Raw genomic sequence first — 13,830 nt, 5'->3', positions numbered from 1 at the left:
GAGTCCTGCATGGCAGCGCAAGAGTACGACTACATCATCATCGGCGCGGGATCGGCGGGCAATGTGCTTGCCGCGCGCCTCACCGAGGACCGCGACGCGACGGTGCTGCTGCTCGAAGCGGGCGGTCCCGACTACCGCTTCGATTTCCGCACGCAGATGCCCGCGGCGCTCGCCTACCCGTTGCAGGGCCGCCGCTACAACTGGGCCTACGAAACCGATCCCGAGCCGCACATGAACAACCGGCGCATGGAATGCGGGCGCGGCAAGGGGCTGGGTGGCTCGTCGCTCATCAACGGCATGTGCTATATCCGCGGCAATGCGCTCGACTACGACGGCTGGGCCGAGCGCAAAGGGCTCGAGAACTGGAACTATCTGGACTGCCTGCCCTATTTCCGCAAGGCCGAAACGCGCGACGTCGGCGCGAACGACTATCACGGCGGCGAAGGTCCCGTTCACGTGACGACGAGCAAGCCGGGCGTGAACCCGCTGTTCGAGGCAATGATCGAGGCGGGCGTGCAGGCGGGCTATGCGCGCACCGACGACCTCAACGGCTACCGCCAGGAAGGTTTCGGGTCGATGGACCGCACCGTGACCGCAAAAGGCCGGCGCGCGAGCACTGCGCGCGGCTATCTGGATCAGGCAAAGCATCGGCCCAACATCGACATCGTCACGCACGCGGTGACGGACCGCATTCTGTTCAGCGGCAAGCGGGCGTGCGGCGTCGTGTTTCTCGACGGGCCCGCGCGCGTGACCCGCTACGCGCGCCGCGAAGTGCTGCTGTGTGCGGGCGCGATCGCCTCGCCGCAGATCCTGCAGCGCTCGGGCGTCGGTCCCGGTGCATGGCTGCGCGAACTCGACATTCCCGTTGTGCTCGATCTGCCGGGCGTCGGACAGAATCTTCAGGATCACCTGGAAATGTACATGCAGTACGAGTGCAAGGAGCCGGTGTCGCTTTACCCTGCGCTCCTCATGCGCAATCAACCGGCAATTGGCCTTGAATGGATGCTGCGCGGCACCGGCATTGGCGCGAGCAATCATTTCGAGGCGGGCGGCTTCATCCGCACGCGCGACGACGATCCGTGGCCGAACCTTCAGTATCACTTCCTGCCCGTTGCGATCAACTATAACGGCAGCAATGCGATCAAGATGCATGGCTTCCAGGCGCACGTGGGCTCGATGCGCTCGCCGAGCCGCGGGCGCGTGAAGCTGCGCTCGCGCGACCCGCGCCAGCATCCGTCGATTCTCTTCAACTACATGGCCGAGGCGCTCGACTGGCGTGAGTTCCGCGACGCGATTCGCATCACCCGCGAAATCATTGCGCAGCCCGCGCTCGACCGGTTTCGCGGACGCGAGCTGAACCCCGGGGCGGCGCTCAAGAGCGACGCCGAGATCGATGCGTTCGTGCGCAACCGCGCCGAAACCGCCTATCACCCGTCGTGTTCGTGTGCGATGGGCTACGACGACATGGCCGTGGTGGACGGCGAAGGCCGTGTGCATGGACTCGACGGCCTGCGCGTGGTGGACGCGTCGATCATGCCGCGCATCACCACCGGCAACCTCAACGCGCCGACCATCATGATCGCGGAGAAGATCGCGGATCGCATCCGCGGGCGCGAAGCGCTTGCTCGATCGCATGCACCGTATTTCGTGGCGAACGGCGCACCGGCGCGGGGAGCGGATTTACCCGCGGCAGGCGGCACGTCGCATGGGAAGAAAATACGCGCGCATAGCGTGACGCTTTAAGCAACGCTGATGGGCCAGGGTCGGCGCGCGAGGAGTTGCGCGCCGACCCTGGCTTTTTCTTTGGGTTCGTCGCGCATTCAGCGCGTGATCAGTCCAGCAAGAAGCACAGCAACAGTCACAGCAAAAAAACGCGGCACCACGCGAGCGACTGGCCCGCACGATGCCGCCAACACTGAAGTCAACTCAGACCGACGCGGCCAGCCAATGCGAAACGGCTATCGTCAGCCCCGCCGCAACGAGCGCGCCATAAGGCGCAAGATTCAGCCACCGGCTGCGCACCGGTACGCTCACCTCCATATCGAGCGCACTACCCGCCGGAAACCGGCCGCGATCCTGCCAGTAATGGCGGAAAGCAAACACCGGCACGATCAGCAGCATGGCAATGAGGCCATCGCGCAGCGTCCCCTCGCCTTGCAGATTCGCGCCCGCGCCGACGAACACGAGGTTCGCGTAGCCGCACAGCGCACCGAGCGCGAGCAGCCACGTCGGGCAACGAAACGGACGCGCCCACGCGCCGCGGTCCATGCGGTGAATCCAGCCCGACTGCAGGTTGAGGAACACGAACAGCATGTAGCAGACGTTCGAGATCGACAGCACCGTCATATAGTCAGACATCGCGAGCAGGACGAGATTGAAACCCAGATCGGTCCACATCGCCGCCGTCGGCGCGCCGTGCTCGTTCACGCGCGACAGGTAGCGCGGCAGCCAGCCGTCCACCGATGCCTGATAGAGCGTGCGCGACGAACCCATCATCGACGTCATCACGATCAGCAGGATCGAGAGCATCAGCATCACCACCACGGCGTTGCCCATCCAGGCCCCGCCGCCTACCATCGCGGCCATCGCGGTGCCCACCCCGGTACCGTCGCCGATGCGCGGATCGAGCATCATCGCGGTACCCAGCGAGCCCTGAAACGCGAGCGGAACGAGCGTCATCACGACGAGGCAAAGCGCGCCCGACCAGAAGATCGCCCGCGCCGTATCGCGCCGCGGGTCGCGAAACTCGCGCGTATAGCACACCGCCGTTTCGAAGCCGTACGATGCCCAACCCGCCATGAACATCGCGCCCAGCGCCATGACCACGCCCTGCCCGTTCCACGTGCCGAACACCGCCGCGGTGAGATTGCCGTGGGCGTCGTGCCCGAGCGGCAGCAGCGGAAAGAGATGCTTCGCGGGAACATCACCCGTGACGAAGGGTACGAGCCCGACGATCAAAAGCGGCGTGAGCGACGCGATGCCGAGAATCTTCTGCGTTTTTGCGGCCTTCGAAGCGCCGCTGTGCTGAAGCCGGAATGTGACGAGCAGGAACGCTGCGGCGATCAGGAAGGTCGCGTTGATGCGCAGCGTGAGACCCGGCTTGATGAAGTCCAGGTTGGCAAGCGTCCAGTGCCACTGCAGGATGGCCGCCTCGGGCGCGAACAGCGTGGCGAGCGCGTAGTTCGCGGCGAGTCCGCAGCCCAGCGCCAGCATGGGCGACCACGCGAGCCAGTTACACCACACGGAAACCGGCGCGATCATCTTGCTGTAGCGGACCCAGCTGATTGCTCCGTACACCGAAGCACCGCCCGACTTGTGCGGAAAGAGTCCTGAAATCTCGGCGTAAGTGGCGCTTTGCACGAGGCCCATCGTGATCGATGCGATCCAGATGGCCCAGGCCGGCTGGCCAATGGTCGCGCAAACACCGCCAATCGTGAACAACACGCCCGCAGGCACGCCGCTCGTCACCCAAAACGCGTCTTTCCATGTAAGGCCGCGCTGCAGCCCCTGGCCATGACCGCCTCGTGCGGCGCTCTCCTCTGCGCCATGCGTACCGATTCCTGCTTGCTCCATCTGCCTCCTCCTCTTTTGAACGCTAATCAACCAAAATTGCCGCGCAAATAGGGATGTACCGCAGGGTTGTCCGCGGCTTTCGCCGCGGACAACGGCACGTCAGTGCACGCCCAGCGAGGCGCGCACGGCAGGCAGGCCCGGCTTGCCGTCGAGCGTGGTCACGCCGGCGAGCCAGTTGTCGAGCACCTGCGGGTTGCTGCGCAGCCAGTCGGCGGCGGCCTTGTTGGGGTCCTCCTTGTTGGCGATCGGCACCATCAAATGGTTCTCGATGGCGGTCGTGAACTGCAGGTTGGAGACGAACTTCGCCACGTTCGGGCAGCGCGCGGCATAGTCGGGCGGTTCCGCCGTCAGCACGCGCGCCGCGCCGTAGTCAGGCCCGAACACCGCATCGCCGCCGGAGAGATAGTCGATCTTCATCTGCACGTTCATGGGATGCGGCTCCCAGCCGAGGAACACGATCCATTGCTTCTCGCGCACGGCGCGGTTCACCTGCACGAGCATCCCCGCCTCGCTCGATTCGACCAGCTTGAATTTGCCGAGTCCGTACTGGTTCGCGCCGATCATCTTCTGGATCAGCGCGTTGCCGTCGTTGCCGGGTTCGATGCCGTAGATGCGGCCCTGGAGCTTGTCCGCGTATCTGGCGATGTCCTGAAACGATTTGAGGCCGCCCTGGTAGACGTAATCGGGAACGGCGAGCGTATATTTCGCGCCCGTGAGATTGGGCGTCGAGAGCACCTTGATCGAGCCCGACTTCGTGAACGGCTCGATGATCGGGTCCATGGTCGGCGACCAGTAGCCGAGGAACACGTCGATCTGCTTGCTCTTGAGCCCTGCGAACGTGATCGGCACCGAGGCGATCGTCTTGGTCGGCGTATAGCCGAGCGCGCCGAGGATCGTCGACGCCACGCCCGTGGTCGCCGCGATATCGGTCCAGCCCACGTCGGCGAAGCGCACGTCCTTGCACGCGGCGGGATCGGCCGCGTCGGCGCCGGTGCAGAGGATGGCGGCGCACGCGAGCGCGCCTGTCTTAAGCAGGGGGAATCGGCACATCGTCATCTCCTCAGGAATCGAACTGCGTCGCAGGGTCATGAAGGCTCATGACACATGGTTGTCCGGCAAAAAGCCGACCAACGTAGCAATTGCGACGAGCAATTGCGCAGAAGCGACAAGCGATTCCTGTGAAGCCCCCTGAACAGCGGCTTTAAGTTAATTGAACGATCAATATACGAACTTGCGCGGCGTTCCTTTCATTTTAAAAACACAATCCATTGCCGCGGCCTCGCGTGCGCCGCGCGATGTCAGCCGCGCACACGGGGCTGTTGCCAGACTGGGTCGCGTGCGAATTCGACAAACGATTTGAGGTAGTCGACCACGGCGTCGCCTTCGCGCGTGCCGAGAAAGATCTGCTTCGCGATGCCCTGCTTGCCGAGCTTCACGATCGCGAGCGGCATGCGGTCTGCGTATTCTTCCGCGAGCCAGCGCGGCAACGCGGCCACGCCGCGATGGCTCGCGACCATCTGCAGCATGATGTCGGTCGTTTCGATCGTCTTGTGACGGCGCGGCGTGATGCTCGCGGGCCGCAGAAACTGGTTGTAGATATCGAGCCGGTCGGTATCCACGGGATACGTGATGAGCGTTTCGTCGACCAGCTGCTCGGGCTTCACGTAGCGCGCGTTCGCGAGCCGATGGCTTTCCGCGACCACCAGCACCTGCTCGTAGTCGAACACCGGATCGAAACGCAGCCCGGGCCGGTTGAGCGGATCGGGCGTGACCAGCACGTCGATGTCATAGCCGATCAACGCGCCGATGCCGCCAAACTGAAAACGCTGCTTCACGTCCACGTCGACGTCGGGCCAGCGCGCCAGATACGGCGAAACCACCTTGAGCAGCCACTGGTAGCACGGAGCGCATTCCATGCCGATGCGCAGCGTGCCGCGCTCGCCCGCGGCGTACTGCTTCATGCGCTCCTCCGCGAGTTCGAACTGGGGCAGGAGCCGTTCGGCCAGCGAGAGCAGATATTGGCCGGCCTGCGTCGGCCGCAGGCTGCGCCCCTCGCGGTCCCAGATTTGCGTGCCGAGTTGCTGCTCGATCTTCTTGACCGTATGGCTCAACGCCGACTGCGTGAGGAAAAGCGCTTCCGCCGCGGCGGTAAGCGAGCCCTGGCGGGCGACTTCGCGGACGATGACGAGGTGAACGCGTTCGAGCATAGAAAAGGGCAACCCCGCGCCAGGCTGGCGATAGATGAAAGAAACTAATGGATGGATGAAATAATGCCATTTTTCTTCATCCTCGGATACCTCTATCATCGCTGCCACTCTGGATCGTTTTCAGCACTTTCATATCGGATGGCACCGCACATGGTCACCACGCACAATCTCGGCTTTCCGCGCATCGGCGCGAAACGCGAACTCAAATTCGGTCTGGAACGCTACTGGAAGGGCGAATCCTCGCGCGACGAACTGAAGGCGCTCGGCGCGCAACTGCGCGCGCGCCACTGGGACAACCAGAAAGGCCTCGATCTCGTGCCCGCCGGCGACTTCGCGTTCTACGACCAGGTGCTCGACATGAGCTTCACGCTCGGCAACGTGCCCGAGCGCGTGCAGGGCTTCCACGGCGACAAGCTCGACAACTCCTTCCGCGTGGCGCGCGGCCGCTCGGCCGCGGGCGCCGAGGACCATGCCGCTTGCTGCGGCGGCGTCGCCGCCGGCGAAATGACGAAGTGGTTCGACACGAACTATCACTACATCGTCCCCGAATTCACGGCCGATACGCAGTTCAACCTCGACACCTCGCGTCTTTCCGAGCAACTGCGCGAAGCCCGCGAACTGGGCGTGAAAGCCAAGCCGGTGATCATCGGGCCGCTCACGTACCTGTGGCTCGGCAAGGCCAAGGACGACTCGGACAAGCTGGCGCTGCTGCCGCGCATCATGCCCGTGTATCGCGCGCTGCTCGACTACTTCCGCGTGATGGACGTCGAATGGGTGCAGATCGACGAGCCGATTCTCGTGACCGAACTCGTTCCGGCCTGGCGCGCCGCGTTTGCGACGGCCTATGAAGGTTTCGAGCTGCGCAGCGTCAAGCTGCTGCTGGCCACCTACTTCGGTCAGCTGCATGACAATCTCGACCTCGCGTGCTCGCTGCCCGTCGACGGTCTGCATATCGACGCGATCAACGCCCGCGCCGAAGTCGCGCTGGCCGCGCAAAAGCTGCCTGCACAGAGCGTGCTTTCGGTGGGCGCGATCAACGGCCGCAACATCTGGAAGACGGATCTGAACGCCACGCTCGACTGGCTCGAGCCGCTCGCGAGGCAACTGGGCGAGCGCCTCTGGATCGCGCCGTCGTGCTCGCTGCTGCACGTGCCGGTGGATCTCGGGAGCGAAGAAAAGCTCGACGCCGAAATCCGTTCGTGGCTCGCGTTCGCGCTGCAAAAGCTCGACGAAGTGAAGGTGCTCGCCACGGCGCTGAATGCCGGCCGCGACAAGGTTGCGGCCGAACTCGCGGCGAACGCCGCCGCCGTTCAGGCGCGCCGCCAGTCGCCGCGCGTGAACAACCCCGCCGTGAAAGCCGCGATCGCCCGCATCGACGCGCAGCTCGGCAATCGTCAGCACGCTTACGCCGAGCGCGCCGCGAAGCAGGCCGCACGCCTGAAGCTGCCCGCCTTCCCGACCACCACGATCGGCTCGTTCCCGCAAACGGCGGAAATCCGCCAGGCGCGCAGCCAGTTCAAGAGCGGCGCGCTCGACGACGCGGGCTACCAGGCCATCATGCGCGCCGAAATCGAGCGCAGCGTGCGTGAGCAGGAGCAACTGGGTCTCGACGTGCTCGTGCACGGCGAAGCCGAGCGCAACGACATGGTCGAATACTTTGGCGAGCAGCTCGACGGCTACGCGTTCAGCCAGTTCGGCTGGGTGCAGTCGTACGGCTCGCGCTGCGTGAAGCCGCCCATTCTGTTCGGCGACATCAGCCGCCCGAAGGCGATGACGGTGGAGTGGATCACCTACGCGCAGTCGCTCACGAACAAGCCCATGAAGGGCATGCTCACGGGCCCGGTGACGATCCTCAACTGGTCCTTCGTGCGTGACGACCAGCCGCGTTCGGTCTCGTGCTGCCAGCTCGCGCTCGCCATTCGCGAAGAAGTGCTCGACCTGGAGAAGGCCGGCGTGGGCGTGATCCAGATCGACGAGGCCGCGCTGCGCGAAGGTCTGCCGCTGCGCCGTGCGCAATGGGGCGAGTATCTGCGCTGGGCCGTCGAGTCGTTCCGCATCACGGCGAACGGCGTGGAAGACGAAACGCAGATCCACACGCACATGTGCTATTCGGAGTTCAACGACATCATCGCGTCGATCGCCGATATGGATGCGGACGTCATCACGATCGAGACCTCGCGCTCGGACATGGAGCTTCTGGATGCGTTCGACGACTTCAGGTATCCGAACGAAATCGGGCCCGGCGTGTACGACATTCACTCGCCGAACATCCCGACCGAAGCGCACATCGTGCAACTGATGCAGAAGGCCGCCGGGCGCATTCCGGCAGAACGCCTGTGGGTCAACCCGGATTGCGGTCTGAAGACGCGTCAGTGGGCCGAGGTGATCCCGGCATTGACCAACATGGTCGCTGCCGCCAGGACGCTGCGCAGCCAGGTGCAATAAGGCGCCGAAGCGCCCCGAGCCGGTCTCGGGGCGCTTCAGTTTTCGAACTCGTCAAGTTGCTCGCGCAACCATCATCGCAATTCGCGCCGCAAGATCTTCCCCGTAGCTGTCTTCGGTAATTCGTCGCGGAACTCGACGATGCGCGGGTACTTGTACGCAGCCATGCGCGCCTTGCAGAACGCGATCAGTTCCGCCGCGTCGGCCACCGCGCCCGCACGCAGGCTCACTACGGCTTTCACGGTCTCGCCGCGATACGGATCGGGCACGCCTACCACGGCCGCTTCGCGCACGGCAGGATGGCCGTACAGCACGTCTTCCACTTCACGTGGCCAGACCTTGTATCCGGCTGCGTTGATCATGTCCTTCTTGCGGTCGACGAGATAGAACCAGCCCGCTTCGTCCATGAAGCCGACGTCGCCGGTATGGAACCAGCCGCCGCGAAACGCATCGGCCGTCGCCGCCGCGTTGTTCCAGTAGCCGGGCACGACCATCGGTCCGCGGCAGACGATCTCGCCCGTTTCGCCGGCAGCGAGCATGTGACCGTCATCGTCGACGATCGCCGCTTCGGCGCCCGGCACGGGCACGCCCATGGCCAGTGCGCCGCTGCGCGGATCGACGGGCGCCGTCCTCTCTAGCGGCACCATATGCGTGGGCGAATTGGTTTCGGTGAGCCCGTACGCGCCGTGGATCACGTGGCCGAACTTCGCGCGAAACGCCTCCACCACGCTGGGGGCGATGGGCGCGCCGCCCGAATAGATCTTCGTGAGCGTCGCGAGTGGCTCGCGGGTCGCATCGGCGTGATGCAGCAGCGCGATGAACACGGTGATCGCACCGATCGTGAATTCCGCGCGGTGTTCCTCGATGGCGTCGAGTGTGGCTGCCGGGTCGAAGCGGTGCGTGAGGATGAGCGGCGCGCACGTAATCCACGCCGCGCCGATGTGGCCGACCAGGCCGGTAATGTGAAAGAGCGGCGCCACGCCGAGTATCGGGCCGCCTTCGCGCAGGCCGCAGAAATCGCGGTACGTCTGCGCATTGAACGCGAAGTTGCCGTGCGTGCAGATCGCGCCCTTCGGGCGGCCGCTCGTGCCCGAGGTGTAGACGAGCATGGCGGGATCGCTCGCCGCCGGCGCGACCGGCGGCGGCTTGCGCCCTGGTTCAATGGCCTGCGCCGCCTGCAAGAGATCGCGTGTGCCGCCCTCGCCTGCCCCGCTCTCCTCGCGCGGTGCGCCGAACACGCGTGGATCGTCGCGTGTCTGCAGCGCACGCGCGCGCGTCGCGAACACGCGCGGTGCAGCGTTGCCTTCGGCTTCGATGCTCGCCATCACTTCGCGAACGACTTCGCCTTCGAGCGCGGCGTCGCAGATCAGCACGCGCGTTTGCGAATCGTCGAGCAGCAGTTTCAGTTCGCGCGCGCGGTTCATCGGATTGACCGGCACCATCACGGCGCCCGCCTTCCAGATGCCAAGCAAGGCCATCACGAACTGCGGCACGTTCTGCAGATAGAGCGCCACACGGTCGCCGCGCTGCACGCCTTCGTCCAGCAGCAAGCAGGCGATGCGGTCGCTCCACGCGTCGACCGTCTGCCAGTCGAGCCTGCCGTCGAAGTAGAGCAGCGCGCTTTCGTGCGGCGCGCGAGCGAGCGCCGCCGCGAACATGTCGAGACCGTTCGTATAGTCCTGGTGAGGATCCGGCTCGATGCCGGTGTCGTATAGCGCGCGCCAGGGAAAGCGTTCACAGGCGTTCACGTTCGTCTCCTCAAGCCGCGTCCGCCGGCTGGCCTACCGTACTGCGCGCCATGAACCAGTAGAACAGCGCCGCGCAGCCCGCGATCGCGCCGCCCATGATGAACGCCAGCGAATACGATCCCGTACGGTCGACGATAAAGCCCGCCACGACCGGCGAGAACGCCCCGCCGAAATAGCCGCCGAAGTTCTGGATCGCGCTCACGGATGCGACCATCGAAGACGGGGCGATGTCGGCCGCGAGCGCCCACGCGTTGCCGATGGTGGCGGCGATGAACGCCAGCCCCAACGTCATCAGCGCGACGCTCGCGCCTATCGTGCTCGCGAGTGGCAGCGCCGCCGCGCACACGCCCGCGCCGATTGCACCCACCACGATCAGCAAGCGCTTGGCGACCATCGGCGACGCCATGCGGCGATCCACGAGTTTCTTCGCGATCCAGCCCGCGGCGATCTCGCCCGCCGCGCCGCCGAACCACGGAATGCTCGCGTAGATGCCCAGTTGTGCGAACGAAATATGAAAGCGATCGAGCAGGTAGAGCGGCAGGAACACGAGGAAGATATTCCACAGCCAGATCGCGCAGAAGTAGCCGAAGATCATGCCCCACACGCTGCGCGAGGCGAACAGCGCGCGCCAGCGAATGGGGGCAGTGGTGAGCGAACGCTCGTGGCCGCCGCCGCCCGCTTCGATATAGGCGAACTCCTCGCGCGTGAGCCGCTTGCTTTGCACGGGATTGCGATAGAGAAACAGGAACAGCACGGCGAAGACGATGCCGATGGCGCCCGTCACGTGAAAGAGCGAGCGCCAGCCGAAGGCGATCATCAACGCGACGAGCACGGCGGGCGCGAGCGCGGGCCCCCACTTCGACGACGAATCCCAGATGCCAGTAGCGAAGCCGCGTTCCTTGGCGGGAAACCACGCCGCCGTGATCTTCGCGGAGGTGGGCCAGCATGGCGCCTCGCCCACGGCGAGCAGCACGCGCATGACGATGAGGCCCGAGATCGAGCCGACCACGCCGGTGAGCCACGTCGCCACGCTCCACCAGATCATGCCCACTGCATAGGCGCGCTTCGCGCCGAAGCGGTCGATGATCCAGCCCGCCGGCAGCTGCATCACGGCGTAGGTCCAGGCGAACACGGTGCCCAGCAGGCCGATCTGCGTGCGCGTGAGGCCGAGGTCGTGAATCATGCCGGGCGCGGCGATCGCGAGATTCGCGCGATCGAGGTAGTTGATGATGCCGCCGAACAGCAGCCAGATCAGCACGCGCCAGCGAAAATTCGCGGCGGTGGCGGCTGTGGCGGTCGATTGTGTGGTGGATGCGGTTGCAACCAGCTCGTCGTCCATCCTGTCTCCTCCTCGTTGGCCTACGTTCTTATGCGTGCGCCGATGCGCAAGCTCGTGAGACTCAAACCGCGTTCGTGCCCAGATCGTGGGACTTTTCGCTGTAGCAGCAACGACACGCGCGAGGGACATTGTGCGCCGGTTGGCGCGAATGGAAAACGCCGTATTTGCATAAACGCATGACGTCGATGTGAATACGCGGATCGTTATCTCTGCCGCATGCTCTCTTACCAACCGTTACACAAGCGAAGCAATCGTTTCACCTGAACGGCGAGCGACTTCATAGAATTCCTCGGACCGTTGAGCAACAAGGCGCCACGCCACAACGGTCCCGCGCAGAGCCGCACGGAAAGCCGCATGACACCAGGCCCTGCGCGTGCAATCGATACCAACTACGCAGAAAGGAGTTCACATGACTCGCCTCTCGCTTGCCTCGCTCATCGCGGCTTCGGCCGCCAGCCTTTGCGCCGTTACGCTGAGCGCCCATGCGCAGACCCCCGCGCCCACCGCGGCTTCTGCCTCGACTTCGGCCGCACCCGGCAAGCTGCACGAAGCCGACAAGGCCTTCATCGCGGACGGCACACAAACCGTCGCCACGCAGCGCGATGCCGCGCGCATTGCCGACTCGCGCTCGACCGACCGCGAAGTGAAGGCTTTCGCCGAAAAACTGGTGGCCGACTATTCGAAGCTGTCCGACTCGATGCGCGCGGCGAGCCCGCGCGGCGTGGACGTGCCGCGCAACGACCCGGATGCGGCCGTGATCAGCAGCATCAATAACCTGCGCGGCGCGGACTTCGACAAGACGTATATCGAGCAGGTCGCGCTGGCCGGCCAGCAGAAGACGCTCTCGGCATTCCAGGCGGAAATCGCCTCGGGCCGCGACGCGGGCCTCAAGAAGGCCGCCACGGAAGGTCTGCCCGTGATCCAGGCCGACTACGCCAAGGCTCAGGAACTCGCCAAGCGCAAGCACCTGGCAGGCTGATGACGATGTGATGTGCGAAGGGGCCGGCCGCATGCGCGCCGGCCCTGCTGCTGCTTACTCGTCCTTCTTCTCGCCGGCCGCGAGGGCGAGCCGCTCCATGCGTCGATCGGGCACGAGCCAGAGCAACGCCACGCCGAAGTAGAAGATCGCGCCAATGCGAGGATAGTCGAACGCCGCGAGCGCAAACCCCGCCAGATACAGCGGCGGCGAAATCTTGCCCTTCACGTCATTGCCCAGCGCGATGGCCAGCGGGCTTTGCGTGCCGTGATAGCGCACCAGCGTGAATTGCAGCACGACGTAAGCCAGCGCGCAGAGCAGCAGGTTGACGCCGTAGAGCGCGGTCGGCCAGCGCCCGAACTCGTTCTCGCCCATCCAGCCCGTGGTGAACGGCAGCAACGAAAGCCAGAACAGCAGATGCAGGTTGGCCCAGAGCACCGCGCCGTTCACGTGGCGCGCCACCTGCAGCATGTGGTGATGGTTGTTCCAGTAGATCCCCACGTAGATGAAGCTCAACACGTAGCTCAGATAGACCGGCCACAGCGGCGCGAGCGCAGCGAGATCGTCGCCGTGCGGCACCTTGAGTTCCAGCACCATGATGGTGATGATGATGGCGAGCACGCCATCGCTGAATGCTTCGAGTCGGTTCTTTTCCATCTGCGGAATCGGCTTGCAAGGGATGTAAGGCGAGCGGCAAGTATCGCCGAAGTCGCCGCGCGACGCCACGCAGGCGCTGGGGCGGCGCAGGTGCGTATATTGCGCCACACATGGCGTGCGCGTTCCTGGCCTATGATGGCCTTGAGCGCCACGCCCGGCCGCCCGCCTCGAATCATGAACTCCACGACCTCCGCAACCCGCCACCGCCCCGAGCAACCCGAGCGCCGCGTGCCCGTCTGGGACCTGCCCACGCGTCTCTTTCACTGGCTGACCGTCGTGCTCGTGGCGGCTGCTTACGTCACGCAGCGCATGAACTGGATGCAGATGCACGTGCGCCTCGGCGAGACGCTGCTCGCGCTCGTGCTGTTTCGCATCCTGTGGGGCTGCTTCGGCAGCGAGACCGCGCGCTTCTCGCGCTTCGTCGCTTCGCCGCGCAAGGCCGTCGAGCATCTGCGCCATCTGCTGCGGCGCGAGCCCGACGTCCAGGTGGGCCACAACGCGGCCGGCGGCTGGATGGTTCTGCTGCTGCTCGCGCTGCTGCTGGTCGAAACGCTTACCGGTCTCTACGACAACAACGACATCGCCGACGAAGGCCCGCTCAGCGAAATCGTGCCCGCCAAAATCGCCAATGCGATCGCCGGCCTGCACGCGTGGGGCTGGGATCTGCTCGCGGCCGCGGTCGTGCTGCATGTGTGCGCGATTGCCGTCTATGCGCTCGTCAAAGGCCACAATCTGGTCGGCCCGATGGTGAGCGGCAAAAAGCGCCTGCCTGCCTCGGTGCGCGCGCCCGCGCGCGGGTCGCTGTGGCTCGCGGCCTTGCTGATGGGGTTATCGGGCGTCGTGGTGGCGCTGCTCGCCGCGTATCTCTGACTCCGATGCCGGAAATTG

Annotated in this window: 8 protein-coding genes and 2 pseudogenes; 4 read left to right on the top strand and 6 right to left on the bottom strand. The window is 65.1% G+C overall.

Features of this window, described 5'->3' with window-relative positions; genetic code table 11:
- Positions 1–9 precede the first annotated feature (9 nt).
- On the top strand, positions 10–1,743 hold the full coding sequence (gene betA, locus AB4Y40_RS05690; protein ID WP_368686784.1) for a choline dehydrogenase: 1,734 nt from the start codon (positions 10–12) through the stop codon (positions 1,741–1,743).
- Between the two features lie 183 nt (positions 1,744–1,926).
- Here the strand turns inward: betA and AB4Y40_RS05685 are convergent.
- The 3 genes and pseudogenes from AB4Y40_RS05685 to AB4Y40_RS05675 form a co-directional block, all read right to left on the bottom strand.
- Positions 1,927–3,498 (bottom strand): annotated as a pseudogene (locus tag AB4Y40_RS05685) (APC family permease); the annotation flags it as partial.
- A 174-nt stretch (positions 3,499–3,672) separates the two neighbouring features.
- Positions 3,673–4,554: pseudogene (locus AB4Y40_RS05680) on the bottom strand (choline ABC transporter substrate-binding protein); the annotation flags it as partial.
- Positions 4,555–4,871: 317 nt separating this feature from the next.
- Positions 4,872–5,780 (bottom strand): LysR family transcriptional regulator, encoded by a 909-nt coding sequence (locus AB4Y40_RS05675; RefSeq protein ID WP_368686783.1) that lies wholly within the window; start codon positions 5,778–5,780, stop codon positions 4,872–4,874.
- Positions 5,781–5,930: 150 nt separating this feature from the next.
- Here AB4Y40_RS05675 and metE point away from each other — a divergent pair, with 150 nt between their 5' ends.
- Positions 5,931–8,225: a 5-methyltetrahydropteroyltriglutamate--homocysteine S-methyltransferase gene (gene metE / locus AB4Y40_RS05670; protein ID WP_368686782.1), complete on the top strand. Its 2,295-nt coding sequence runs from the start codon at positions 5,931–5,933 to the stop codon at positions 8,223–8,225.
- A 71-nt stretch (positions 8,226–8,296) separates the two neighbouring features.
- Here the strand turns inward: metE and AB4Y40_RS05665 are convergent, their stop codons facing one another.
- Both AB4Y40_RS05665 and AB4Y40_RS05660 read right to left on the bottom strand, forming a co-directional pair.
- Positions 8,297–9,970: a class I adenylate-forming enzyme family protein gene (locus tag AB4Y40_RS05665; RefSeq protein ID WP_368686781.1), complete on the bottom strand. Its 1,674-nt coding sequence runs from the start codon at positions 9,968–9,970 to the stop codon at positions 8,297–8,299.
- Positions 9,971–9,980: 10 nt separating this feature from the next.
- Positions 9,981–11,309, bottom strand: coding sequence for an MFS transporter (locus AB4Y40_RS05660; RefSeq protein ID WP_368686780.1), 1,329 nt, complete (start codon positions 11,307–11,309; stop codon positions 9,981–9,983).
- A 409-nt stretch (positions 11,310–11,718) separates the two neighbouring features.
- On the opposite strand from AB4Y40_RS05660, the gene AB4Y40_RS05655 reads away from it, so the two are divergent.
- Positions 11,719–12,288 carry a DUF4142 domain-containing protein gene (locus tag AB4Y40_RS05655; protein ID WP_133184567.1) on the top strand — a complete coding sequence of 190 codons (570 nt, stop codon included), beginning with the start codon at positions 11,719–11,721 and terminating at the stop codon, positions 12,286–12,288.
- A gap of 54 nt (positions 12,289–12,342) precedes the next feature.
- Here AB4Y40_RS05655 and AB4Y40_RS05650 read toward each other — a convergent pair whose 3' ends face one another.
- Positions 12,343–12,942, bottom strand: coding sequence for a TMEM175 family protein (locus tag AB4Y40_RS05650; RefSeq protein ID WP_342923474.1), 600 nt, complete (start codon positions 12,940–12,942; stop codon positions 12,343–12,345).
- Between the two features lie 174 nt (positions 12,943–13,116).
- On the opposite strand from AB4Y40_RS05650, the gene AB4Y40_RS05645 reads away from it, so the two are divergent.
- Positions 13,117–13,812 carry a cytochrome b/b6 domain-containing protein gene (locus AB4Y40_RS05645; RefSeq protein WP_368686779.1) on the top strand — a complete coding sequence of 232 codons (696 nt, stop codon included), beginning with the start codon at positions 13,117–13,119 and terminating at the stop codon, positions 13,810–13,812.
- The last annotated feature ends 18 nt before the right edge of the window (positions 13,813–13,830 follow it).

Origin of the sequence: Paraburkholderia sp. EG287B, from assembly GCF_040965595.1 — a bacterium.
Lineage (GTDB): Bacteria > Pseudomonadota > Gammaproteobacteria > Burkholderiales > Burkholderiaceae > Paraburkholderia.
This window is presented reverse-complemented; position numbering and strand designations above follow the sequence as displayed.

Coding starts and splice junctions, on each gene's coding strand:
- betA (WP_368686784.1), top strand. CDS start 10: ATGGCAGCGCAAGAGTACGACTACATCATCATCGGCGCGGGATCGGCG.
- AB4Y40_RS05675 (WP_368686783.1), bottom strand. CDS start 5,780: ATGCTCGAACGCGTTCACCTCGTCATCGTCCGCGAAGTCGCCCGCCAG.
- metE (WP_368686782.1), top strand. CDS start 5,931: ATGGTCACCACGCACAATCTCGGCTTTCCGCGCATCGGCGCGAAACGC.
- AB4Y40_RS05660 (WP_368686780.1), bottom strand. CDS start 11,309: ATGGACGACGAGCTGGTTGCAACCGCATCCACCACACAATCGACCGCC.
- AB4Y40_RS05655 (WP_133184567.1), top strand. CDS start 11,719: ATGACTCGCCTCTCGCTTGCCTCGCTCATCGCGGCTTCGGCCGCCAGC.
- AB4Y40_RS05650 (WP_342923474.1), bottom strand. CDS start 12,942: ATGGAAAAGAACCGACTCGAAGCATTCAGCGATGGCGTGCTCGCCATC.
- AB4Y40_RS05645 (WP_368686779.1), top strand. CDS start 13,117: ATGAACTCCACGACCTCCGCAACCCGCCACCGCCCCGAGCAACCCGAG.